Source organism: Ochrobactrum sp. A-1, assembly GCF_022488005.1.
GTDB lineage: Bacteria > Pseudomonadota > Alphaproteobacteria > Rhizobiales > Rhizobiaceae > Brucella.
Map to the genome: position 1 here is coordinate 12,705 of NZ_JAKVQC010000007.1, position 24,044 is coordinate 36,748.

A 24,044-nucleotide genomic window follows, 5' to 3' on the forward strand; every position below is an offset into this window, starting at 1 on the left:
AGCCTCGATGTCAGATTATGTGCTTTCCGAGGAAACGCGGGCGAAGCTGAAGACGGTTTCGACGGCGTCCGTTGCAACGGCGCTTTACAAGCGCGGCCTGCGCAACCAGTTCATTCAGGGCGTGCTGCCGGTGGCGCGAAAGCGCGAGAATATGGTCGGTCAGGCCTTCACGCTACGCTACATCCCGGCGCGTGAAGACCGCAACCCCATCACGGTTTTCCGCAATCCGGACCATAAGCAGCGTGTTGCGATAGAGGCATGTCCGCCCGGTTGCGTGCTGGTGATGGATGCACGCAAGGATGCGCGTGCGGCGACGGCCGGATCGATCCTTGTGACAAGGCTTGCCTTGCGCGGCGCGGCGGGCATTGTTTCAGACGGCGGCTTTCGCGACGTCAGCGGGATCGGCGAGCTGGATATGCCAGCCTATTGCGCCAAGCCTTCCGCACCGACCAATCTGACGCTGCATGAGGCGGTGGATATCAATGTGCCGATAGCCTGCGGCGATGCGGCGGTGTTTCCGGGTGACGTGCTGCTCGGCGATGCCGACGGTGTGATGGTTATTCCGGCTCATCTTGCCGATGAAATTGCAGCGGAATGCATAGGCATGGAAACCTATGAAGATTTTGTGCTGGAAGAAGTGCTAAACGGCGCCACCATTGTCGGACTCTATCCGTGCACGAAGGAAGAGACCGAGCGCAAGTTCCAGAACTGGCGCGAGCAGAACGGTCGCTAACAGAGCATTTCCAGCAAAAGTGCGAAGCGGTTTTGCGTGGGATAATGTGCAAAAACAAAAGGGAGGCATTATGCCTCCCTTTCTCGCGTATGAGCCGTCCCGGCTTAGTAAAGCACGTTCTTGGCTTCCGGCTGGTCTATATTGTCCTTGGTCACGACAACGGCGCCCGTATCGACAACCTTCTCGACCTTTTCCTTGTTCAGCACCTTCAGCAGGGTTTCAATGCCCTTTTCGCCCATCTGGTAGGAACCCTGAACGACGATGGCGTTGAGCGTGCCGTCCTTGACGAATTCCTGCAGATCCTGATTGCCGTCAAAGCCGATGGCGGTCAGCTTGCCGGACTTGCCTGCCTGCTTGATCGCGCGGCCCATGCCGATAGCGGTCGGCTCGTTGGCGCCGAAGATGCCGACGAGATCGCCATTGGCCGCCAGAACGTCGGTGGTCTGGTTGAGGGCAGTCGCCATCTGTGACTGCGAATAGTAGGGGCCGACGATTTCCAGCTTGGAATTGGCCTTGATGTAATCCACGAAGCCGCCGACACGACCGATTTCCGAGCCAGCGCCTGCAACATAGGACATGACGGCGATCTTGCCGGTCGTGCCTGCCTTGTCGATCAGGGCCTTGGCTGCGGCTTCACCGGCCTTGCGGTTATCGGTGGCGAGGAACGACTGGTAGTATTTGTCGCTGCCATCGGCGAGCTGCGAGTCGATGATGACGACCGGAATGCGGGCTTCCCACGCCTTCTTTACGGCAGGCGTCAGCGCGTCCGGGTCGGACGGGGCAAGCAGGATTGCATCCACTTTGCGGTTTACGGCATTTTCCACCATGTTCACCTGATCGGCGATGGCCGATTCAGCGGCCGGACCCTGGAAGGTCATGGTGTGATCCTTGGAATCCTTGATCGCAGCTTCGGCACCCTTCTGAACGTTCTGCCAGAAAGTCGAATTCACGGTCTTGACGATAACGGCGATTTCGCCCGCCGAAGCGCCTGCCGCTCCCGCAAGCACAAAGGCCGAAGCCATCAATGCAGAAACCAGTTTACGCATGTTTTCCTCCTGTTATCGAGCTCTTGGCTCTACCCTTTTCCGGAATGCCTGACGCATTCCGTCTCCCCTCTCATCGGCGGTTGCGCATCTGGTCGATCCATACCGTGACCAGAATGACGAGACCGATGATGATCTGCTGTGTGAAAGCGGAAATGCCGTTCATATTGAGGCCGTTCCGCAGGATTCCGATGACGAACGAGCCGATGAACGTACCCGAAATCGTGCCGACACCGCCGATGAGCGACGTGCCGCCGATAACCGCGCTCGCAATGGCGTCGAGCTCATAGGCGACGCCTTCATTGGGCTGTGCAGTCACGAGGCGGGACATGAGAACGCAGCCCGTCAAACCCGCCAGTGTTCCCGAAACGACATAGGTAAACGCCGTTACGCGGGCGACATTGACACCGGAAAGCCGTGCAGCCTCGGCATTCGATCCGATGGCATAGATGTGGCGGCCAAGCACGGTGCGGTTCAAGACGAGTGCTGCCGCAATCGCGATCACGATCATCAGCACCACCGGGTAGGGAATGCCGGGAAAGGTGACGACCGGAAAACCCTGTTCGTCGATGCTCTCGATGCGAAACAGCGAGCCGTTGCCCAGCACGCCGAAGGATTCGCCAAGGCCGGAAACGGCGCGCGCGCCGGTGATCTGAAGCGCCACACCGCGCGCGATCAGCATCATGCCGAGCGTGGCGATGAAGGGCGGCAGCTTGAGTTTTGTGATGACGACGCCGTTGATGAGGCCGCAGAGTGATCCCGTCAATATGCCGAGCAGCATGGCGAGCGGGATGGGCATCGAAAGGTCCTTGACGGCAAGGGCCGCCACCACACCGGCAAGCGCCAGAACCGAACCGACCGAAAGATCGATGCCGCCGGTTATGATGACATAGGTTGCACCGATGCCGAGAAATGCGATCGACGTCACCTGCAAGGCGATGGTCATCGCATTGTTGACGGTCATGAAGGCGCTGCTGGTGACGGAAAAGATCGCCGCTAGAATGATCAGGCTGCCGACAGCCGCAAATTTCTGGATGATATCCTTCTGACGGTCGCTGAGCCCCTTGGATTTTGCCGTCTGCTGGGGCTTGTCCGTAGTGATTTCGGCCATTACTGCGTCCTCATTTGTCCTGCCGGCCCCGACCGGAAGCATAGGTCATGATTTCTTCCTGCGATGTCGCAGCCGTGTTCAGGACGGCAGTGATGCGTCCCTCGTGAAAGACCGCCACGCGGTCCGAAAGCCCGAGAATTTCCGGCAGTTCCGAGCTGATCAGCATAATGCCGATACCCCTTGCAGCCAGTTCGTCCATGATTTGGTAGATCGCAAATTTTGCACCGACATCGATGCCCCGCGTCGGCTCGTCGAAGAACATGATGCGCGGCTCGCGGAACAGCCATTTGCCGATGATGATCTTCTGCTGGTTGCCGCCCGACAGCAGACGAACGGGCTGGGCCAGTCCCGGTGTCTTGATGTTGAGAAGATCGACATAACGCTGGCTTGCCTGCCGCTGCCGTTCGAAATCGATCACACCATAGGAACTGCTGACGGCTTCCATATTGGCGAGCGTGAGATTGGCATCGACCGGCATCTTGACGGCCAGCCCCTGCGCCTTGCGGTCTTCCGACAGATAGGCGATGCCCGCCTCGATGGCGTCGCGCGGGCTGGAGATGGACAGCGTCTCACCTTCAAGCACGATGGTTCCGGCATCGTGCGGATCGGCGCCGAAGATCGCGCGCGCCACTTCCGTACGCCCCGCGCCCATCAACCCGGCAAAGCCGAGGATTTCGCCGCGCCGAAGTTCAAAGCCGATATTCTCGAAGACGCCGCTCCGTGTGAGCCCCGCAACCGAGAAAATGACTTCCTCCGTTGGTTTTCTTGTCGGTTCCGGAAACTTTTCATCAAGCGAGCGCCCGACCATCCCGGCCACGATTTCATCGACGGTCACAGCGTCAAAGTCCTTGGTCCAGACATAACGCCCGTCGCGCAGGATGGTGACGCGGTCGACAATCTCCGCCATTTCATCAAGACGGTGGGAAATATAGACGATACCGGTGCCTTGCGCTTTCAGTTCACGGATAACCTTGAACAGAAGCTGCGCTTCCTGCTCTGTCAGCGAAGAGGTCGGTTCATCCATGATGAGGACGGAGGCATTGAGCGAGAGCGCCTTGGCGATTTCGACCATCTGGCATTGGGCGACCGACAGGTTCAGCACCTGTGCCGACGGATCAATCTTGACGCCAAGCCGGTCGAGGCAACGCTGTGCATCTTCCTTCAGCTTGCGGCGGTCGACAAAGAAGCCGCGTTTCGGCTCGCGGGCGAGATAGATGTTCTCGGCAACGCTCAAATGCGGAACGAGGTTCAGTTCCTGATGGATGATGGCGATGCCAGCCGCTTCCGATTCAAGCGTCGAGGCAAAGCGGACAGGCTGGTCACGATAATGGATCGTCCCGCCATCCGGCTGATAAACGCCGCTGACGATCTTCATCAAGGTCGATTTGCCTGCGCCATTTTCGCCGCAGACGGCATGAACTTCGCCCGCCCGCAATTCGAAGCTGACATTCGACAAGGCTTTGACGCCCGGAAATTCTTTGGAAACGGAATCCAGCTTGAGCAAGATCGGCGCGGTATCGGCGCGCGCTGTCGCTAACGGCAATCCTCCCATCGCGCTTCCTCCCACGCGCAAAGTTTCATCACCTATGAATGGAAGAAGTAGAAGGCTACCGGTTTCTGGTCAAGCCAATTTTGCGCGAGCAGCAAAAAACCCGTAGCGTGGCGGGAAAGACCTACTGAATTTCGGCTGTTGAACCTAATTGGCCTGACCAGAGGATGGTTATGCCGTTTTATCTGCATCGTGAATCGTTTACTGGAAGGAAGAGAAAAGGCAGGTGAAACCAGTCAGAAGAGAGCACATAACTACTGCAATTCCGACAGTATCGCAGTATTTTGTGTGGTCGCCTCTGGAAAGAAGGCCGGTTCCTTTCTATCATTATATTCCGATTATCTGATCCCGAGGGGCAGTTTTGTACTTTGAAATAATTACGGTCGTGCTGTTGACGATCCTCAATGGTGTTCTTGCCATGTCGGAACTCGCAGTGGTTTCCTCCCGTCCGGCACGACTGAGGGTAATGGCCGACAAGGGCAGCCGGGGCGCCCGCATGGCCATCGAGCTTGCAGATAATCCCGGTCGTTTCCTGTCCACCGTCCAGATTGGCATCACCCTTGTCGGCATCCTGTCGGGTGCGTTTTCGGGCGCAACACTGGGTGCGCGTCTGTCGGGCTGGCTTCTGGGACAAGGTTTATCGCCAGCTCTTGCCGATGCGCTTGGCGTCGGTTCCGTTGTCGTGCTCATCACCTATCTGTCGCTGATCGTCGGCGAACTCGTGCCGAAGCAGATCGCGCTGCGTGAACCGGAAGCGGTTGCAAGCCGTGTCGCGCCGACGATGACGCTCTTGTCCAGGCTGGCGGCACCTCTGGTCTGGCTTCTCGATACGTCGGGCCGTCTGGTGCTGAAACTGCTCGGTCAGTCGGGCAAGTCGAGCGACGGCGTGACCGATGAAGAAATCAAGTCCGTCCTCGCTGAAGCGCATAGTGCAGGCGTGATCGAGACGGAGGAATCCCGCATGATTGCAGGCGTTATGCGCCTGGCCGACCGGACGGCGCGCGGGTTGATGACGCCGCGCATGGATGTCGACATGGTCGATATAGACGACAGCTTCGACGAAATCCGCGAGCAGCTACAAAATACAAGCCGGTCGCGGCTTCCGGTGCGCGGCGAGGATTCCGACGAAGTGATCGGCGTTCTGCAAGTCCGCGACTTCTTCAATCAGCTCTCCTCCAAAGGTAGCGTCAATCTGCGCGAGATTATCCGGGATGTTCCGGTCGTTTCGGATTTTTCCGATGCGCTGGACGTGGTGGAAGCTATCCGTGGCACGCCGACCCATATGGTGCTCGTCTACGACGAATATGGCCATTTCGAAGGTGTGATCACTGCGGGCGATGTGATGGAAGCGATCATCGGCGCCATGCAGGAGGATCATGTCGAGGAGAAGGCGATTGTACGCCGGGCGGATGGCTCTTACCTGGTCTCGGGCTGGATGCCGATTGACGAGTTCTCCGAGTTTCTGCGGTTCCCGATAGACGACGACGCGGAATACAACACCGTCGCCGGGCTGGCGCTGGAGGAAATGAAGCATCTGCCGGATGTAGGCGAAACCTTCGTCAAGCACGGATGGGTGTTCGAAATTGTCGATCTCGACGGGCGCCGCATCGACAAGTTGCTGCTGACGGCGGAAGAGCAGCCGACCGAGTAGTTTGCGGATAGTCCATCCATAACTATTGTTGAGCGCGTGTCTCCGGCGGCATGTCGATGGTATGCCTTATCCACCGAAGTAATCGTCTTGATTGAACTGCCGTACCATTGGCATTTTAGATTGCATGCATGTTATACTTGTCAGTTGGGGGCAGGTTTGCTGTCATTCCTTTTCGATCGGGAACAGGGGGGCGTCCTGATCGGGAAAAGCTGAACATGCTCTGGCCAGTGGTGGCGTTTAAATGGGGTCGAGAACTGCATATTGGCTTCAACTGGTCAGGTCTGCCTATGGCAGGCAGGAAAGTCCGATAGCCGACAAGATACTTACGGACCAGCTCAGGGAGATTTGCGACGGTGCGCGCTTCTCGATGCCCATCAGCACGATTTTGTCCGCGCTCATTTTGCTTGTCCAGATTGCTGCGGGGCATTTCTGGATGCCCATTATCTGGTTCGCGCTGGTCAATATCATCAATACGCTGCGCTTCATCGATGCCATAGCCTATTATAGGAGCCCGGCTGCGCCGGTTGAGAATATCGCGGTTCTGCAGCGCCAGCTTACCCGGTTTCAACTGCTTGGTGCCATGGCCGGTTTCGTCTGGGCCGGTGTCGCAATTCTTTCCCATGGGTTTTCTGATCCGCAGTCATCAGTGTATCTGGTCATTCTGGCCGGTATCTGCGCGGGCGCAGTTACCTATGGTTCATCCTATGCGTCCGTTGCCATCAATTTCATAACGCCGCCGCTCGTTGTGACTGTGGTGTGCTTGGCTCTGCAGGCCGACCTGCAATTTGGCGTGATTGCTGTCGCTGTCGTTCTGTTCTGGTGCGGGCTTACGCGCGGCGCGCTGCTCGGGCAGCGCAGGTTCATAGAAACGAGCAGACTGAAGCACGAAGCCAAACAGACAGCTGACGAAATGGCGCTCAAGTCGCAGGAAGACCCGTTGACCGGGCTCTTCAACCGGCGTGGTTTGGAAACATCTATCCGTTTGTTTCCGGTGAAGGACGGTCCGTTCATTGTCATGCTGATCGATCTCGACGGGTTCAAATCCGTCAACGACACCTACGGCCACAAAATGGGTGACGATCTCCTGGTCGCCATTGCGCAACGCATCCGTCATGTTTCACCGGAACGATCCGTTCTGGCGCGCATTGGCGGCGATGAATTCGTGCTTCTTTATCCAGAACCGACGGCGAAGATAGAGGCGGGACTGGTGGCCGCGCGCATTATCGGCAGTTTGACGGCGCATTATCAGGGCATTTTATCGGTCGAGATTGGTGCCTGTGTCGGTATCTGCCGACTTGAACGTCTCGATCCCGTGGACATGCTGCTGCAGGCTGATTTCGCCCTTTATGCCGCCAAAAAGCGTGGCCGCAATGAATATTACTTTTTCGAGAAACGCCTTCAGCATGAGTGGGAGCGCAAGCAGAGCATCGAGCGTGATCTGCGCATCGCAATCGAAACCGGGCAGATCCAAACCTACTTCCAGCCGGTGGTCGAGCTTTCCAGCGGGCGGATGATCGGGTTTGAGGCGCTGCTTCGCTGGGATCATTCGCAGCATGGCACAATCGCTCCGCCGGAAATCATAGACGTTGCCTGCGAAGTGGGAGTGGTTCGCCAGCTCACACATAATGTGTTTTTCAATTGCTGCGAGATGATCGACAAGCTCACCGAAGGTGGACGCAGCGATCTGACGGTCGCCATGAATCTCTCGCCTCGCGAACTGGCGGGAGGGCGCATCCCGCATGAAATCCTGTCCCAGATGGAAAAACGCGATCTGCCGATATCCATGCTGGAGATCGAAATTACGGAGGAGGCACCGTTCGATCAGCGTGGGATGAATGACAGTCTGGGCGCGTTGTCGGATGCCGGGATTTCTATCGCGCTTGACGATTTCGGCACCGGTTTCGCCACTTTTGCTTCTTTGAAGAAAGGCCTCGTCACCAAGATCAAGATCGATAAGGTTTTTGTGCGTGGTATCGCCGAATCCGAGGGCGACCAGCATATCGTGCGGGCCATGGTCGAGCTTGGCGATGCTCTTGGCATCAAGGTTACTGCCGAGGGGATCGAGACGGAGGAAGACCGCGATATGCTGTGTAAACTCGGCTGCAACAGCGGGCAGGGCTTCCTGTTTGCGCCCGCTCTGCCGATGAGTATGGCTCTGGATGCTCTTGCGCGATCAAGTGCCGGCTCACGGCTCGATCAGGCTGTCCGGTAGCTTGGGCGGGTAATCCATCTCGATTTCGTCGGGACCGTAAATGGGGGGCTTGAGGTTGGGGCCAGTCACAACGGGGCGGATCTTGTATTTCCCGACCGCCAGTCCTTCGGGGAAGAATGACGAATAGGCGTCTTCATCGTTGACTGGGTGATAAATCACATACTGTCCGCCTCGCTTTTGCACGGGGTTGTCGTCGAGCGTTTCGCTCATTCCCGGTTCAAGCGTCTTGTTGAAGAGGTCATAGAGCTTGTGTGTGGTCTGCCGGCCGTCCACAGATGTGAAAATCAGGTGCAATTCACCGTAGTTGAGTTCAATGGCTTCGCGACTTTCATTGGCCAACGTCAGTGTGAACAGGTGCTTGTAGTAATCCTGATCCTTGTCGACGCCGCTGTAATCCGCGAGGCCGAGCTGCAAGGATTGCGGCTTTTGTCCGTTTTCGGCCTGCCATACCGCAAGATCATAGGCTTCTTTCAGGGATATCCAGCCCTCCAGCGGTCCGGCTTTGCCCTGATAGACGATCTTCATCCAGTCATCACCGGCATAGGCAAGCTTGCGCACCTTGTCGTCCTTGCCCAGATAGACGTTTGTGGCGCTTTGCTGGTCAGGATTGCTGTATAGGGTCAGCTTTTCAATAGGAACTTCCCAGCCTTGTTCCGTTTCATCCGGGGCTATGGGGGTTTCGAGAATGCTGTTTCCCCGCGGGTCATAGATCACCATGCGCATGGGTTTTATCAGGTAGGGCCAGCCGGACATCTGCTCTTCCGGGCGCGACTGTTCCACAAGCCGCACCGTCTGGTCGTGATCGATCGACAGGATGTCTACCCGGCTATAATGCCCGTCCAGACTGCAACTGCTTTTGATGAGCTTTCGCTCCGGGATGCGCTCGACATTCCATAGCTCGCCGCAGTTCAGTTTCCCGCTAAGTTCGTCCTCGATTATCAGGAGAGAAAAGGCTTTGACCTTCGGATTGTAGAGATAAACGGCAACGCCGACATCAAGGCTTCCCGCTTCACGGGCACTTAAGGCGAAATCGCTGTATCCATCGAAATTATAATCGGCGATTTCGAAGCCAACCGGTCCGTCCAACCCGGTGAGCCAGTCGGAATCCAGCAAAACGAGATTCGACCCATCGGGCTGGATCAGAACATAACCCTCTTTGTGTCTCTCGATATGCGCGCTCACGCCGGGTTCTGGCAGGAGGCGAGGCAGATTTTCTTCCGCATGCGCAAGATTTATCTGGCTCAGGGATAGAAATGCCAGAGCAGTTCCGAGTACCGCAGGGTTGAAAAATCGTCTCATCGCCATCTGCTTGTTTGATGTGGTCAGCTTTGCTTACACGAGGCGTGGCCGAAACGGGAGTTGTTCTTTCCTGTGATCCAAAGCTTGGTCGCAAACCAGTTGAGATGTTATGGTCATCTCGATGAGGGGCCCCGGCGGAAGGTGATCAGTGGAGGAAACGTGATGACCGATAAAAAACCTGACGGTCCGGTGCTTTTGTCGGGCGGCAATCCCCAGATTGCAAAAGGGGAAGGGGACATGCCGGTTCAGGCCTATATTGCCGCCATGCCGGGATGGAAAAGCGAAGCAGGTCGCCGCCTCGATGCTCTTGTCGTGCGAACCGTTCCCGATGTGCACAAGGCGGTCAAATGGAATTCGCCCTTCTATGGCATGAAGGGAGAGGGCTGGTTCCTCAGCTATCATTGTTTCGACAAATATATAAAAGTGGCGTTCTTTCGCGGCGCAAAGCTGAAGCCGATGCCGCCGGTCGAATCCAAGAGCCAGGATACGCGCTACTTCCATATTCACGAGCAGGACGATGTGGATGAAGCGCAGCTCGCGGACTGGATCAGGCAAGCAAGCCAGCTGCCGGGCGAGAAAATGTAGGTTAGAGCGCAGATCGAAACGTGCTCTGGGAGGAGGGATTTCATGGCAGACGATAATGAGGCTTCAAAGCTGATTGATGGGCGGATTGCCGAACTCGGCGACTGGCGCGGCGAGACACTTGCCAGAATGCGTGCGCTGATAAAGAAGGCCGATCCGGCCGTGATCGAGGAATGGAAATGGCGCGGCGTTCCGGTTTGGTCGCATGACGGCATCATCTGTACTGGCGAGACCTACAAGAAGGTCGTGAAGCTGACCTTTGCCAACGGCGCAGCGCTGGATGATCCGGAGCGCATCTTTAATTCCAGTCTTGAAGGCAATACGCGCCGCGCGCTGGATATAAGTGAGGGTGAAGAGGTCAACGAGGATGCCTTCATCGCGCTCGTTCATGCCGCCATAGCGCATAACGAAGCGAAGCAGACGCGGAAAAAAGCCAAACGCGGCTGACAATGCATCAGGAAATTGCGGGCATTTCTATGAAATCCGTCGATCTTCGTCGGATTGTTTCGTGCGTCAAAACATATATCCAGGTTTATGTTTATCGTCAGTGGTTTTTCTTTGTTGGTAATATTTATTTTAGCAAATCCTAATCAATGGAAGAATAATTTCTGTTTAATAAATTGTAATACTGCATCATTATCGTGACGATCAGAAAATTAGTTGTCGTTTGAACGATGATCTTTTCGCTGCGGCGGTAAAGAAGGATATTCGGATGTGTATAGCCTGTAATCCTGGTATGGTGGCGTTCCTGCGGTCTACAGCCTCCAGGCGTGATTTTCTCAAATATCTCGGCGCTGCCGCCGCGACTTCGGCCTTTGCCTGTTCGTCGCCGGGTATGGCCTTTGCGCAGCAGGCTGCAGCACCCGCAGTTGATATCATCTTCAAGGGCGGGACGATCCTGACCATGAACGACAAGGCACCGCGCGCCGAAGCGATCGCCATCCGCGGCAACAAGATATTGGCCGTCGGCAAGCTGGATGATGTGCAATCTGCCATCGCTTCCGGAGCGCAGGTGGTGGACCTTCAGGGCCGGACCCTGATGCCGGGCTTGATCGATCCGCATATGCATTTCGTGTTCACGGCCTTCGAGGACTGGATCGATGTCAGCCCGATCACGACACCGGATTACGCGACCGTCTGGTCGAAGCTGCAGAAAGGCGTGGCGGATGCCAAGCCGGGCGAATGGGTGCGCGCGCAGCAGTTCGATGCCAGCATCACCCGCGATGCCAAAATCCCGACCATTGCCGAACTGGATGCGCTTGCGCCCAACAATCCGTTCTTCATGCAGGAAAGCAATGGCCATATTGCCTATGCCAACAGTGCGGCCTTCAAGGCCGCTGGCATCACCCGCGAGACACCTGATCCATCCGGCGCGCGCTTTGTGAAGGATGCCAATGGCAACCTGACCGGGCGTCTGGAGGAAATGGCGGCGCAGCAGGAATTCCTTGGCGCCATGCCGTCTCCGACGGCGGCGGATATGATCGGGCGCGTCCAGCGTTTTCTGGATCACGCAAGTTCTGTCGGCTGCACCATGCTGCACGATTGCGGCATTGGCATCATGGCCGGTGCGCAGGACCTGAAAATCCTCGATGCGGTTCTGGGCGAAGGCAAGGCCCCGGTGCGTTATCGCGGCATGCTTGTGTCAACAATCATGGACGAATGGGAGAAGGAAGGAATCAAGCCCGGTCGCGGCAACGATCTTTTCCGCGTCGATGGTATCAAGGCGTGGGCGGATGGGTCCAATCAGGCCCAGACCGGCTATCAGCGCGAAAACTATCTGGGCACCGATGCGCGCGGCGCGTTGAACTACAGCCTTGAGCAGGTAACCGATGTCATCCGCCGGGCGCATGAAGGCGGCTGGCAGGTTGGCGTTCACGCCAATGGCGATGCGGCAATCGATATGGTTCTGGACGCTTATGAAGCTGTCCTCGGCAAATCTTCGAACAGCGATCTTCGCCATCGCATCGAACATTGCAGCGTTTTCCATCCGGAACAAATGGTGCGCATGAAGGATATGGGCGTTTCGCCGTCTTTCCTGATCGGCCATGTGCGCTGGTGGGGCAAGGCGTTCCGCGACCGTCTTCTGGGGCCTGAACGCGCCCGCTTCTATGATCCGTGTGCATCGGCGTTGGCAGCGGGTCTCAAAATATCGCTTCATTCCGACTGGAACGTGACGCCGATTGAGCCGCTGCGCTACGTCGAGGATGCCGTCACCCGCGTGATGAATGAAGGCGGCGACGTGTTCTTCCCTGAAGAGCGCATCCCGGTGGATGCAGCGCTGCGCGCCGTCACCATTGATGCGGCCTGGCAGTGCCACATGGAAGACCAGATAGGCTCGCTGGAAACCGGAAAGTTCGCAGACTTCGCCATTCTGGAAGAAGATCCGACCACGCCGGATGTGAAGATCGGCAAGATCAAGGTCAGCGAAACGTGGATGGATGGCACCAAACGTTATTCGGCCTGACCGGAAAATCCGGCGATAGTGTGAAAACTGTCGCCGGATTGGTTCGGCTTCATAGAATATCGGCGGCGCGGTGATCTTTATCGACGCCGTCGATCAGAAACACCTCTCCTTCTGATCCTTGCCTGCGCCATTCGATAATCGCCTGATAGGCGGGCGAGGCATACCAGTTGCGCGCCGTCGTGAGATCTGGAAACGCGATGACGATCAGATCGTCCGGCGATAGGCCTTCCAGTTCATCCTTCGGTCCACCGTGAATGATGAAGTGTCCGTCGAAGGGCGCCAGAGTTCCATCGATGGCTTTCAGATAATCGACAATTCCCTGATTGACCCTGACATTGCGAAGCTGTGCGATTGCATAAGCGGTCATTTGATATCTCCGTTCGATCAGAATGCAGCTTGAAGCGTACGGCTGGCGCGAATTTCGAGCCCGGTAAGCGCTGTCACTGCTGCCGCCTGACCAACGAGAAAGGTCCAGCCGAACAGATTGGGGATAATCATCCCCGCAACTGGCAGGAAAAGGCTGGCTGCTACCCATGCGCCATTGCCGAGAATGATGAAGTCACCGCCCATGCCGGTGGACTTGCGCTCTGCGATACCCAGGCCATGAAGGCCGCTGTCGGCAGCAGCAGTACGCCTGCCCAGTAAAGCAACGACGCTGGAATTCCAGTCAGTTCGCCCATCGGTGCTGAGGCTGCGACAAGGGCGACACCCATCGCGGCGCAGGTGATGGCGTCGATGGCGACAAGTGGCTTGAGAGCAAATACGGTTTGTACGGTTTTCATCCTATCGACCTTTCATTTTGGCGTCCCGTTCTTCGGGCCGGCTGCATATTTGCGCTGTTGCGTTATGGGGTCGATTACGTGAGAGGTAATTGTTGCTATGAATTTTGCGGCGCATTCCAGAATGCATCTGCCAGCCGTGACGCGCAGAGCAAATTGTCGGAGAGATCGGACAGGCTTATGACCGAAACACAACAGACAGTCGGGTCGCTTCTCAGGGAATGGCGGCAGCGTCGCCGTTTCAGCCAGCTCTCCTTGGCGATGGAGGCCGAGATTTCGCAGCGTCATCTGAGTTTTCTGGAATCCGGGCGCTCGGCGCCAAGCCGCGAGATGGTTCTGCGTCTGGTCGAGCATCTGGACGTGCCATTGCGGGAACGCAACCGGATGCTGGTCGCCGCCGGATATGCTCCGGTTCATGGTGAGCGAGGGTTGGAAGCGCCGGAATTTGCCGTTGCGCGAAGCGTGATCGAAGCCCTACTACACGGACACAACCCGCATCCCGCACTTGCCATAGACAGGCATTGGACCCTGCTTTTGGCGAACAAGGCGGTAGGTGTTCTTACCGAGGGCGTGGCAGACCATCTTCTGCAGGGGGAGGTGAACGCACTTCGCCTCAGCCTGCACCCGGAAGGGCTGGCGCCGCGCATCCTGAATTTCAGGCAATGGCGCAGCCATATTCTTGCGCGCCTTGCCCGCGATGCGGACAACTCCGCCGATCCGCGGCTGGTAGCACTTCTCGATGAACTGAAATCCTATCCGGTTCCCCCGCGCGCGGCCTCTTCGGGCGGGGGAACTGTCACCGATAATCCGGTCGCCATTCCGCTCCGGATTGATAGCCGCGAAGGCCCGCTGGAGTTTTTGAGCGCGACGACAGTATTCGGTACCGCCGTCGATATCACGCTGTCGGAAGTGGTGATCGAAACCTTCTTCCCTGCCAATGAGGAAACGGCTGCCGCCATGCGGCGGCTCACCGTCGAGTCATAGTTTAAACTGCGCGGGTCAGGCCGCCATCCACGCGCAGGTTCTGGCCCGTGATATAGGCGGCGCCATCCGATGCGAGGAAGGCGATCGTCGCGGCAATTTCCTCGCTCGTGCCATAGCGCTGCATCGGAACACTTGCCCGGCGCTCTTCCACCTTCGGCAGGCTGTCGATCCAGCCCGGAAGAACATTGTTCATGCGGATATTATCGGCTGCATAGGTGTCGGCGAAAATCTTGGTGAAAGAGGCTAGCCCTGCGCGGAACACCGCCGAAGTCGGGAACATGGCGCTCGGCTCGAATGCCCATGCGGTCGAGATATTGATAATGACGCCCGACTTCTGCTTCTGCATCGTCGGCACAACGAGACGGGACGGGCGAACCGCATTCAGGAAATAGGTATCCATCCCCTTGTGCCAGTCTTCATCGGTGATTTCGAGGATCGGCGCGCGCGGGCCGTGGCCTGCGCTGTTCACCAGCACGTCGATACGGCCCCATTTTGCCAGAACCGCGTCCACAAGGCGCTTCAGATCGTCATTCGACTGGTTCGAACCGGTGATGCCGATGCCGCCCAGTTCCTCGGCCAGTGCTTCGCCCTTGCCGGAGGATGAGAGGATTGCAACCTTGAAACCGTCCTGCGCCAGTCTGCGCGCGGCGGCGGCGCCCATGCCGCTTCCGCCGGCCGTTACAATCGCTACTTTTTCTATTGTCATGATGCGTTCCTTTTTTCAGAGTGTTGCGCCAGGCGGCAACTATCGACGGCCATTTTTTGACGTTATAGCGGAAATCCACTATCCTTACGAACGAGAATGCGTAACACCAATCAGTAGAAAATCTATCGAGTTCGATTTATGAAAAGACTTCCCTCGCTCAACGGTCTGCGTGTGTTTGAAGTCGTCACGCGGCATTTGAATTTCCGGCTGGCGGCGGAAGAACTTGGCGTGACGCAGGCGGCGGTGGCCCAACAGATACGCGGGCTTGAAGCAGAGCTTGGACTGAAACTCTTCGAACGCCAACCCCGTACGCTGGTCATGACCGAACCGGCCCGTGCATATATTGCCAATGTGCGGCGCGCGTTCGACCTGCTTTCGGAGGCGACCGAAATGCTGCGGCCTGAACCGCAGCATCTGACGATCAGCGTGACGCCAACCTTCGCATCGAAATGGCTGATCCCGCGATTGGCGGAGTTCACGCGTGCACATCCTGATATAGAATTGCGCATTGTCGCCAGCGACAAGGTCGCAAATTTCCAGACCGATGCCGTCGATCTGGCGGTGCGTTACGGCGAGCCGCCTTTCGGTCCGGGGCTGAATGCGGAGCTGCTTTTCGAGCATGTGATCGTCGCCGTTGCAAGCCCGGTGCTGGTCGAAAGGCTTGGCGATCCGGTGATGCCGGAAAATCTGGAGCACTATCCGCTGCTGCACGATGGGCATAATTTCTGGCCGCGCTATCTGGAAAAGGCTTTTCCGGGCGGCGTGTCGACTTCGCCAAAGAATATTCGCTTCAACCAGACGTCACTTGCCATCGACGCGGCGATTGCCGGGCAGGGGCTGGCACTGGCAAGCCGTTTCTTCGTGGAGAAGGAAGTTGCCGCAGACAGCCTCGTTCAGCCGCTGGCCACAGAGTTGCGGGTGGGCGCAGATTTCTATGCGGTTTCCCTTCGAAAGCCGCGCCATCCGGAATCGGTCGATGCCGTCAAAGCCTGGTTAAAAAGCGCATCCCGAAAAGTATGAAACGGTTTTCGGACTAAGATGCGCGTTGAAACAAACTGCATCTCGAAAAGTGTGAAACGGTTTGCGGACAAGATGCGCGTAAATGTGAAAAGGCGCATCAGGTTGATGGCTCAAGGACTTTGATCTGAGTCTTTTGACTGCGGGTTGGTATGGTGATGCAGACAAGGCAGATGACGACCAGAAGAACACCAAACCAGCCGAGGGCGGAAAGGCGTTCGCCGACAACCACCACCGCGAAAAACGCGGCGACAACCGGTTCGAACAGCGTGATCGTCGTCGCCACGCTTGTTTCAACACGGCTCAACCCGTAGCCGAAACAGACATAGCCGAGGAACATTGGCACGAAGGCCATGTATAGACCCACAGCCGCATTGTTCCATGAGGCGAGGAACGGCCCACCGGTTGCGATCAGAACCGGCATCAGCAGAAGACCGCCTATGCCGAACGTCGCGCCCATTGCGGTTGTCGATGATATGCCGCCCTGCATTAGCTGGCGCGCGCATGAGGAATAAAGCGCATAAGTGAAGCCTGCCACCAACCCGACCAGTGCGCCCATGAGCGTGGAGCCTTCTGCAGACGCAGCATGGCCGCCGCCGCCCTCCGACATGCTGAGCAGGACCATGCCGATGATGCCGACCGTGGCACCTGCCAGCCAGCGCAATGAAGGGCGAAAGCCGCTTTGCCGATACTCGATGCCTGCCGACAGAAGCGGGGCGGAACCGAGCGAAATGACCGTTCCAATGGTTACGCCAGCCATCCGCATGGACCCATAGAAGGCAAGGGGATAAATCGCGACGCAGACAGCGCCCAGTATGAGGATGCGCCATTGATCGGCAAGTGCCTTTCGCGAGGCAATCAGCCCGCGCCAGGCGATTGCGGCTTGCGCCAGTCCGCCAAGGCCCATGGCCGCAGCGCCGATCGCAGCCGCGCCGACCTCGGGCGCGAAGGTTGCGGCGGTGCCGGTCGTGCCCCAGATGGTGGAAGCGACGATGATGGCCGTCACTCCCAGAAGATAGCTTTTCGATGATTGCATTTTATACTGGTTTCAAAATGGTCGCGACCATCGCCTTGGCTTCGCCAAGACGCGCACTGTTGCCTTCAAGGCCAGCCCGCATGATTGCTCCTTCGAGAATGAAGGAGAGCTGCACGGCCAGTTGGCTGACCCGGGGCGGATCGTCGGGGATCAGGCCGGTGAGATGTGTCACAAGCAGGCCCTCGACCTCTTCCTTGTGTTTTCTCACCGCCTCGCGGCCCGGATCCCCAGCGGGCAGCTCTGCTGCCGCATTCAGCAGGCCGCAACCGCGAAATCCATGTTCGTAGGCAAATTCCGCGTGGTCGCGATAAGCGTCGAAGACCGCCAGTATCCCGTTCATCGGGGTGGATGCCTTTTCCATGCGCTTTTCATAGAGGCCCAGCCATTCGGCATGACGATGCTCCAGATAAGTGGCCACCAGTTCCGCCTTGGATGCGAAGTTGTTGTAGAGACTTTGTTTCGCCACGCCCGCGCGCTGGATGATCGCGTCGATCCCGGTCGCAGCAATGCCTTCGTCGTAAAACAGTTCCGCCGCCGCTGCTAAAAGCCGCTCGCGTGCCGGTCTTGAACTTGTCGTCGCGGGATCGCTCATCACATTTGGTCCACCTATTAGGTAGACCAGTCTACCTAATGAAAAGGCGGAGTCAATCATCATTCTCGTGCGCCGACGGTTTTAACCCCTTGTCCCTAGGGAGAGATTCACGTATCCGCTTAATTAGGCAGATGGAACGGGAGGTCGTCCGGTGCCGCAGAGAATTTCCCCCCTTGCGCCTTTCCAATACAAAACATTTCGGGCGCTCTGGTCAGCTACATTGGTTTCCAACCTTGGCGGTCTGGTGCAGACGGTCGGTGCTGGCTGGATGATGGCAACCATCGCCCATTCGGACGATATGGTTGCACTTGTGCAGGCTTCGACAACCCTGCCTGTGATGATCTTTTCAGTTGCTGCAGGCGCATTGGCCGATAATTTCGACCGCCGCCGCATCATGCTGACCGCGCAGGTTTTGCTGCTGATCATTTCGGTCGCGCTGGCGGCTTTTGCCTATCTTGGCATTCTCACGCCGTGGATGCTGCTCAGCTTCACCTTCCTGATCGGTTGCGGCGGGGCATTGCACAATCCGTCATGGCAAGCGTCGATGGGGGACATCGTGCCTCGCACCGATCTGCCCGCAGCTGTGGCGCTCAACAGCATGAGCTTCAATCTCATGCGCAGTATCGGTCCTGCCATCGGCGGTATAATCGTTGCGGCGGCGGGTGCTGCTTTTGCCTTCATTTTCAATGCGTTCAGCTATTGCGCGCTCATTCTGGCGCTGTGGCGGTGGAAGCCGGAAACGGTCAAATCCACCCTGCCGCGCGAAACGCTGGGACCGGCCATGGTGGCGGGGCTGCGTTATGTCGCCATGTCTCCGAACCTCCTGAAAGTGATGTTCCGGGGCTTTCTGTTCGGCTTGTCCGCGATTGTCATTCTGGCGCTTTTGCCGCTCGTCGCGCGCGATCTCGTCCACGGAACAGCGCTTATCTACGGTATCATGCTGGGTTTCTTCGGACTTGGCGCTATTGGCGGCGCGTTGCTCAGCGCGCGGCTTCGTGAGCTTCTCGGCAATGAGTGGCTGGTGCGTGGTGCTTTTGTGGCCTTTGCAATCAGCTGCGCCTTGCTGTCGATCAGCCGGAACATGTGGCTGAGCTGTATTTTCCTGCTGCCTGCCGGTGTTTCCTGGGTTCTTGCGCTGTCGCTGTTCAACGTCACCGTGCAGCTTTCCACACCGCGCTGGGTGGTGGGACGTGCTCTGGCACTTTATCAGACCGCAACCTTTGGTGGTATGGCGGCGGGTAGCTGGCTTTGGGGTGCTGTCGCGGATGAATATGGCGTGCCGGGCGCGCTTCTGGCCGCCGCGGTCGTATTGATGTTCGGCGCGCTGATTGGTCTTCTGCTTCCGCAACCCGAATTTGAATCCCTCAATCTCGATCCGCTCAACCGTTTCAGCGAGCCGCAGCTTCGGCTGGATCTGCGTTCGCGTAGTGGTCCGATCATGATCATGGTCGACTACAAGATCGCACAGGAAGATGTTCCATCGTTCCTTTCCGCCATGGCCTTGCGTCGTCGCATGCGTATCCGTGACGGTGCCCGGCAATGGGCATTGCTGCGCGATCTGGAGAACCCGGAAACCTGGACGGAAAGTTATCATGTGCCGACCTGGGTTGAGTATGTCCGTCACAACCAGCGCCGGACTCAGGCCGACGCCGAAGTGTCGGAACGGCTGCTTGCCCTGCATAAGGGAGACAAGCCGCCGCTCGTCCATCGCATGATCGAAAGACAGACTGTTCCGGTGCATGACGACACGCCGCTCAAAGCACATCTCGACCTGCATTGAGCAGCTGATTTTAAATTAAGGCAAAACCGGGATTTGATCCTGTTCGAAGCATAAATGGCATTTATGTGAGAAAAACCTTCGCATTTCACACGGAATTTTGTGGCGACGGACGGGCAAAAATAAGGCGGAATAAAGGCTAGAAGCCCAGGCGCTCGCGTAATGCCTTTCGATAGGACCGTGAGACCGGCCATGACTGATCGATGCCGCGCATCCTGACCAGCCATTTGTCGAGCGTACTTCTGTCTATGTCCGAGACGTGCAGGACGTTTATGAATGTGGTGCGGTGAATACGAAAAAAGACGCTTGCGGGAAGAATGCCTGCCCATATGCCAAGCGGTCGGGAATCGAGAACCATGGAACCGTCGCTGAGCCAGATTTCGCTGTAATTGCCTGCCGAACGGACCCCAATGATTTCCTCCGGGGAAATCCCGCGCATTACCCCGCGTTTGCTGACGTAGATTAGCGATGTGGGGTCCGGCTCTTCATCTGAAACAGGCTCATTATCTGGCATGGAATATTTCGCCTGCGCGATCAGGCTGGCGCAGTGAAACATGGCTTTGATTTCCGCGCGTGACCAGCGTCTTGTGCCCTTGGTTGTATCGAAGCCGATAATTCCCCGCAGCCGGTCCTGGTAAAAGACCGGTATGCTCAGGATGCTCTGATTTCCCTGACGCAGGAACTCCGCCTGAATGGAGCGTGCGGTACGTGGCAAACCTCTGGCATCGTGGACGGCAACGGCCTGTCCTTCGGTCAGATATCGGTGCAACCATGCAATCAATGTGGTGGGGGCTTCCTGAAGTTCGGAAATATAGGCCATGGTATCGCCGTTGCACCACTCATGGGTGTTTCGGAACCGCAAAAGATCGGGCGCATACTCGATCATCCAGGACCGGTCAGCTTGCGAAGCATTGCCGACGAAGGCAAGAAGCTCGGAAATGGCGCTTTCTACGGGTTTCCGAAGCAGGTGCAGCGCGCAAACATAGGGCCAGTCGAGTGCGGGTGCTTCCGCGCACTCCTTCTCGGAATAAATCCGGTAGGCTCCAACAGCGCTGTCCAAGCCGCCTCCCAAAATGTTGCGTGATCGAAATCCGTCGTCTCGTAGTAGTCGGACAGTATATTGAATATAATCTATCGCTATTTGCAATAGAAATCATGCGCTTAATGCAACCGCTTTATCGGACGATTTGCCTATTCGTACAGGGGAATGATCCGGAATGGGGCGGTTCAAGGCGCATATATCGGCCCAAAGCCCCGGAAAGCCTCGGTATGTGTGGTGATAGCATAATCATACCGAGGCTGCGCATTTGCCTGATTCCGCCGAAGCGGTGCGCCGGATCAGATTAGTGATCAATGCGACAGAAAGAAGTCTTACTTTATTGCCCTTGGGAATGGTTGTGGATCAATTAATTTGAGCCCAGATTGTTTTCATACCGCATGTATTTTATTTCAAATACTTCGCGCGGCCATGCCCTCGATTTCGACCTTCAACTCCGGTCGTGCCAATCCGGCGACATAAACGAGAGTTGTCGGCGGAAGGCTACTGCCCAGAATTGTGGTGCGGATGTTTTTGGCGTGTTCCGGGTCGAGCCGGTCCACCAGAAAAATGTTGAGCTTGATAAGGCTCGCCGCCGTGAGACCTTGACTGGCAAGGATGTCCACGATGTTGCGCAGCGCCAATTCATATTGTTTTTCGGGTTCTTCAGGAATCGTGCGATCGCGACCCATACCGACTTGACCGGCGATGACCAGAAGCTCTGCACCGGTAGGTATGATCGCCAGATGCGAATAGGCAGCTATCGGGGGCGCGACATTTTCAGGGTTGAGAATGCGAACAGCCTGTCGGGTTTCTTCTGCCAAAACTGCCTCTATCTCCAGAGAACATTCAGGCCCGAAACCGGTCCGGGCCCTACTTGTCGGTTCAGCCGATATCTTCGACCTGATCAAGATACCGGCCATATCCCTCCGCTTCCATCCGGTCTTTCGGAACGAAACGCAGCGATGCCGAATTGATGCAATAGCGAAGGCCGCCGCGATCTACCGGGCCGTCGGGGAAGACATGTCCCAGATGGCTATCGCCATGCGTCGAACGCACTTCCGTACGCACCATGCCATGCGAGATATCGTTCAGTTCCGCAACATTCGAGGGTTCAATCGGCTTGGTGAAGCTGGGCCATCCGCAATGGGACTCATACTTGTCGGCGGAAGCGAAAAGTGGTTCACCGGAGACGATATCAACATAGATACCCGGCTCCTTGTTATAGAGATATTCGCCGGTTCCGGGGCGCTCGGTGCCGCTTTCCTGCGTGACGCGGTATTGCTCCGGCGTGAGCTTCGCAATCGCTTCCGGGGTCTTGCTGTAGGTCATTTTTTGCGCTCCCTTGATATGTGCCCTGAATCTAGGATGAAGGGAGCAACTATTCCAGTCCATCGCCAATGACGAACTGTTGAAGAATGAATTTGCGTATGTCGGAAATCCTCAACCCGTGGACCTGTCACTCACCGGCTGATCCGAACACGCGGGAAGATTTCCATGGTCAGGTAGTGCTCGTCAAAGCTTGAGATATGAACGAGCGCCGATCGGTTGAGAAACTCGACCTCATTGTTGCGGAAAACCAGAAGGTCGTCCTCGCGCAGTTCGCGCAGCATTCGATTGATATGGATCGGGGTGAGCCCGAGCGCATCTGCGAGTTCGCTCTGTGTCAACGGACAGAAAAAGCTGTTTTCGTCACCCGTTCCATTGATCCGGGCCCTGTGACCGAGTTCGAGCAGAAGATGCGCAATTCGTACAAGCGCACTGCGGCGACCAATACTGATGAGATGTTCGATCAATATTGCCCGCTGTCGTGCCATGAGTTCCATGAATGTCATGGCAAGGCGCGGCGATTTGAGCAGGCTTTCGGTGAGGTGATCGAGGGAAATCTCGAGTACCGAGAGTTCCGTAACCGAAATCAGGGTGTAGTAGTTGAAACCCAGCCCGGTTCGGAAACCCAGGAAATCGCCTTTCATGGGAAAGTCCAGAATCTGGCGGTCGCCATCAGGAAGGTCGCGATAGATGCAACCCCAGCCGCTCTTTATAATATGAACCGAGTTGGCCCAGTCTCCCTGGCTGCTGACTACTGTATGCGAGGCATAGCTTTTTGAGGAAATTGGCAGGGCGCCGAGCACGCTGAGATCGCTCTCGTCGAAGACCGCACCAATGGGTGCGCTCTCCAGAAAATGGCGCAGCGTTTTAGCGTCGTCGGCATTTACCACCATATAGCCTACCTGCTGTTTTGCCCAGCAAAGGAGAAGATGCGTTGTAAGTCTGACGTCCCCGCGTTTCGTTTTCCCTGCTCGTCCCGGAGAGGCTGGGTCTGTGATGAGTTTCAGCGAGGGCATTTGTTTTGGCAAGGTAGTAATTTCTACCACTAATTGGGTATATATCTTCGCTTCGCCTAAACCATATTCTGCTGAAGCCATTAATCTAGGTTAATGACACTAAAAGAATTTTGGGGCAGTCTTTTCGTCAAATTAAGAACAAAAACAAGAATTGCTTCCGGGGTTTTGTCTAAATCTCATGAAGATAAATAGAACAGGCAGAGGATGCGCTTACTTGATTGTGATGTGCAAACAATGGGGTCGTGCGCATAAGTCAAATTAGAGGGCGATCAAATGAACATTTCTCCACAATTCAGTAACAGGACGAGTGAGTTAAAGAATAACGGCTTCGTTGCATCGAAGGATGCCTCTTTCAAGCCTGAACAGCCGAACGACAGCATGTTGCCGCTACTGGTCATTATAGACAACCGTGCGTTGGATCGCGAATGCCTCGCACATGGACTGACGAACCACAGTATCGAAATGTCGATCGCCACATTCAGCTCGTTCGAACAGTGGCAGCATCAGCGTAGGGGCCGCACGGCGGGCGCAGTGCTCTTCAACATCGGCGGTCAGAAGGTCTCGGAACCGGCTGTCGGAAATTATCTCAATCGCATCGTCACCGATTGCGCTCCGGCGCCTGTCATTCTTTTGGCGGACAAGGAAGAAATCTCTCAGGTTCTCAAAGCGCTCGACCATGGCGTGAAGGGATATATCCCGACATCGGTCAATGTGAATGTCTGCGTTGAAGCATTGCGTCTTGCGATGGCAGGTGGAACCTTCGTTCCGGCCAGCAGCGTGCTTGCTCTCCGTCACGCAACAGATCCAAATTCGCAGCGACTGCAGCCTCTCGGCGGAATGTTCACCCAGCGTCAGGCCGAAGTGGTCAATGCGCTGCGCCGGGGCAAGGCGAACAAGATTATCGCCTATGAACTGAAGCTGCGTGAAAGCACTGTGAAGGTTCATATCCGCAACATCATGAAGAAGCTGAAGGCGTCCAACCGAACCGAGGTGGCCTGCATTATCAACGAGATGTTTCCGTCGGAAACATCGTTTTCCGATTTGCAGTAGGACTTGGCTGGCGTTAGAGCGAATTTCATTCCGGTTGGATCAGATCGACACCATAACTGCTTATATTATAAGCATAAT

General features: G+C 56.5%; 24 protein-coding genes. 10 read left to right on the forward strand and 14 right to left on the reverse strand.

From position 1 onward, the window contains the following. Window positions 1–7: 7 nt before the first annotated feature. Window positions 8–733 carry a ribonuclease activity regulator RraA gene (locus MKS82_RS18130; RefSeq protein ID WP_109987464.1) on the forward strand — a complete coding sequence of 242 codons (726 nt, stop codon included), beginning with the start codon at window positions 8–10 and terminating at the stop codon, window positions 731–733. 104 nt (window positions 734–837) lie between these two features. On the opposite strand, the gene MKS82_RS18135 is transcribed toward MKS82_RS18130, so the two are convergent. From MKS82_RS18135 to MKS82_RS18145, 3 genes are all read right to left on the reverse strand, one after another. Continuing rightward, complete coding sequence (locus MKS82_RS18135; protein WP_109987463.1) at window positions 838–1,779, reverse strand: ABC transporter substrate-binding protein; 942 nt, start codon at window positions 1,777–1,779, stop codon at window positions 838–840. A 70-nt stretch (window positions 1,780–1,849) separates the two neighbouring features. Next, the gene (locus MKS82_RS18140) at window positions 1,850–2,887 is read right to left on the reverse strand and encodes an ABC transporter permease (protein ID WP_109987462.1); all 1,038 of its coding nucleotides are present in this window, start codon (window positions 2,885–2,887) and stop codon (window positions 1,850–1,852) included. Window positions 2,888–2,897: 10 nt separating this feature from the next. Beyond that, a complete protein-coding gene (locus MKS82_RS18145; RefSeq protein WP_109987461.1) occupies window positions 2,898–4,439 on the reverse strand; it encodes a sugar ABC transporter ATP-binding protein in 1,542 nt (513 codons plus the stop codon). A gap of 358 nt (window positions 4,440–4,797) precedes the next feature. Here MKS82_RS18145 and MKS82_RS18150 point away from each other — a divergent pair, with 358 nt between their 5' ends. Both MKS82_RS18150 and MKS82_RS18155 read left to right on the forward strand, forming a co-directional pair. Further along, entirely contained in the window at window positions 4,798–6,087 is a 1,290-nt protein-coding gene (locus MKS82_RS18150) for a hemolysin family protein (protein ID WP_109987460.1), read from the forward strand. A gap of 241 nt (window positions 6,088–6,328) precedes the next feature. After that, entirely contained in the window at window positions 6,329–8,299 is a 1,971-nt protein-coding gene (locus MKS82_RS18155; RefSeq protein WP_109987459.1) for a putative bifunctional diguanylate cyclase/phosphodiesterase, read from the forward strand. Here the strand turns inward: MKS82_RS18155 and MKS82_RS18160 are convergent. Then, window positions 8,273–9,598, reverse strand: a complete 1,326-nt coding sequence (locus MKS82_RS18160; protein ID WP_240579149.1) for an XAC2610-related protein — start codon at window positions 9,596–9,598, stop codon at window positions 8,273–8,275. The two genes, MKS82_RS18155 and MKS82_RS18160, sit on opposite strands and share 27 nt — an antisense overlap. 162 nt (window positions 9,599–9,760) lie before the next feature. On the opposite strand from MKS82_RS18160, the gene MKS82_RS18165 reads away from it, so the two are divergent. From MKS82_RS18165 to MKS82_RS18175, 3 genes are all read left to right on the forward strand, one after another. Then, window positions 9,761–10,183 (forward strand): DUF1801 domain-containing protein, encoded by a 423-nt coding sequence (locus MKS82_RS18165; protein ID WP_109987457.1) that lies wholly within the window; start codon window positions 9,761–9,763, stop codon window positions 10,181–10,183. 42 nt (window positions 10,184–10,225) lie between these two features. Further along, window positions 10,226–10,627: a DUF1801 domain-containing protein gene (locus MKS82_RS18170; RefSeq protein WP_109987456.1), complete on the forward strand. Its 402-nt coding sequence runs from the start codon at window positions 10,226–10,228 to the stop codon at window positions 10,625–10,627. A gap of 265 nt (window positions 10,628–10,892) precedes the next feature. Continuing rightward, window positions 10,893–12,644, forward strand: a complete 1,752-nt coding sequence (locus MKS82_RS18175) for an amidohydrolase (protein ID WP_109987553.1) — start codon at window positions 10,893–10,895, stop codon at window positions 12,642–12,644. 49 nt (window positions 12,645–12,693) lie between these two features. Here the strand turns inward: MKS82_RS18175 and MKS82_RS18180 are convergent, their stop codons facing one another. From MKS82_RS18180 to MKS82_RS18190, 3 genes are read right to left on the reverse strand one after another with little or no spacing between them, the layout of a single operon-like run. Continuing rightward, window positions 12,694–13,011 carry a DUF1330 domain-containing protein gene (locus MKS82_RS18180; protein ID WP_109987455.1) on the reverse strand — a complete coding sequence of 106 codons (318 nt, stop codon included), beginning with the start codon at window positions 13,009–13,011 and terminating at the stop codon, window positions 12,694–12,696. A gap of 17 nt (window positions 13,012–13,028) precedes the next feature. Continuing rightward, window positions 13,029–13,214: a hypothetical protein gene (locus MKS82_RS18185; protein ID WP_240579150.1), complete on the reverse strand. Its 186-nt coding sequence runs from the start codon at window positions 13,212–13,214 to the stop codon at window positions 13,029–13,031. Next, a complete protein-coding gene (locus tag MKS82_RS18190) occupies window positions 13,172–13,426 on the reverse strand; it encodes a hypothetical protein (protein WP_240579151.1) in 255 nt (84 codons plus the stop codon). The genes MKS82_RS18185 and MKS82_RS18190 overlap by 43 nt, the downstream gene beginning before the upstream one ends. A 177-nt stretch (window positions 13,427–13,603) precedes the next feature. Here MKS82_RS18190 and MKS82_RS18195 point away from each other — a divergent pair, with 177 nt between their 5' ends. Then, window positions 13,604–14,407 carry a helix-turn-helix domain-containing protein gene (locus MKS82_RS18195; RefSeq protein WP_109987454.1) on the forward strand — a complete coding sequence of 268 codons (804 nt, stop codon included), beginning with the start codon at window positions 13,604–13,606 and terminating at the stop codon, window positions 14,405–14,407. Window position 14,408: 1 nt separating this feature from the next. On the opposite strand, the gene MKS82_RS18200 is transcribed toward MKS82_RS18195, so the two are convergent. Next, window positions 14,409–15,113 (reverse strand): SDR family oxidoreductase, encoded by a 705-nt coding sequence (locus MKS82_RS18200; protein WP_109987453.1) that lies wholly within the window; start codon window positions 15,111–15,113, stop codon window positions 14,409–14,411. A gap of 138 nt (window positions 15,114–15,251) precedes the next feature. On the opposite strand from MKS82_RS18200, the gene MKS82_RS18205 reads away from it, so the two are divergent. After that, the gene (locus MKS82_RS18205) at window positions 15,252–16,133 is read left to right on the forward strand and encodes a LysR substrate-binding domain-containing protein (RefSeq protein ID WP_109987452.1); all 882 of its coding nucleotides are present in this window, start codon (window positions 15,252–15,254) and stop codon (window positions 16,131–16,133) included. A gap of 97 nt (window positions 16,134–16,230) precedes the next feature. On the opposite strand, the gene MKS82_RS18210 is transcribed toward MKS82_RS18205, so the two are convergent. Both MKS82_RS18210 and MKS82_RS18215 read right to left on the reverse strand, forming a co-directional pair. Beyond that, entirely contained in the window at window positions 16,231–17,166 is a 936-nt protein-coding gene (locus MKS82_RS18210; RefSeq protein ID WP_109987451.1) for a DMT family transporter, read from the reverse strand. Between the two features lies 1 nt (window position 17,167). Continuing rightward, a complete protein-coding gene (locus tag MKS82_RS18215; protein WP_109987450.1) occupies window positions 17,168–17,758 on the reverse strand; it encodes a TetR/AcrR family transcriptional regulator in 591 nt (196 codons plus the stop codon). Between the two features lie 151 nt (window positions 17,759–17,909). On the opposite strand from MKS82_RS18215, the gene MKS82_RS18220 reads away from it, so the two are divergent. Then, the gene (locus MKS82_RS18220; protein WP_109987449.1) at window positions 17,910–19,538 is read left to right on the forward strand and encodes an MFS transporter; all 1,629 of its coding nucleotides are present in this window, start codon (window positions 17,910–17,912) and stop codon (window positions 19,536–19,538) included. A gap of 136 nt (window positions 19,539–19,674) precedes the next feature. Here the strand turns inward: MKS82_RS18220 and MKS82_RS18225 are convergent, their stop codons facing one another. The 4 genes from MKS82_RS18225 to MKS82_RS18240 form a co-directional block, all read right to left on the reverse strand. Beyond that, window positions 19,675–20,595 carry a LytTR family transcriptional regulator DNA-binding domain-containing protein gene (locus MKS82_RS18225; RefSeq protein ID WP_240579152.1) on the reverse strand — a complete coding sequence of 307 codons (921 nt, stop codon included), beginning with the start codon at window positions 20,593–20,595 and terminating at the stop codon, window positions 19,675–19,677. Between the two features lie 389 nt (window positions 20,596–20,984). Continuing rightward, on the reverse strand, window positions 20,985–21,395 hold the full coding sequence (locus MKS82_RS18230; protein WP_109987447.1) for a RidA family protein: 411 nt from the start codon (window positions 21,393–21,395) through the stop codon (window positions 20,985–20,987). A 61-nt stretch (window positions 21,396–21,456) separates the two neighbouring features. Beyond that, window positions 21,457–21,903, reverse strand: a complete 447-nt coding sequence (msrB, locus tag MKS82_RS18235) for a peptide-methionine (R)-S-oxide reductase MsrB (protein WP_109987446.1) — start codon at window positions 21,901–21,903, stop codon at window positions 21,457–21,459. Between the two features lie 131 nt (window positions 21,904–22,034). After that, on the reverse strand, window positions 22,035–22,793 hold the full coding sequence (locus MKS82_RS18240; protein WP_109987445.1) for a Crp/Fnr family transcriptional regulator: 759 nt from the start codon (window positions 22,791–22,793) through the stop codon (window positions 22,035–22,037). A 501-nt stretch (window positions 22,794–23,294) separates the two neighbouring features. On the opposite strand from MKS82_RS18240, the gene MKS82_RS18245 reads away from it, so the two are divergent. Beyond that, a complete protein-coding gene (locus tag MKS82_RS18245; RefSeq protein WP_445558098.1) occupies window positions 23,295–23,966 on the forward strand; it encodes a LuxR C-terminal-related transcriptional regulator in 672 nt (223 codons plus the stop codon). Window positions 23,967–24,044 lie beyond the last annotated feature (78 nt).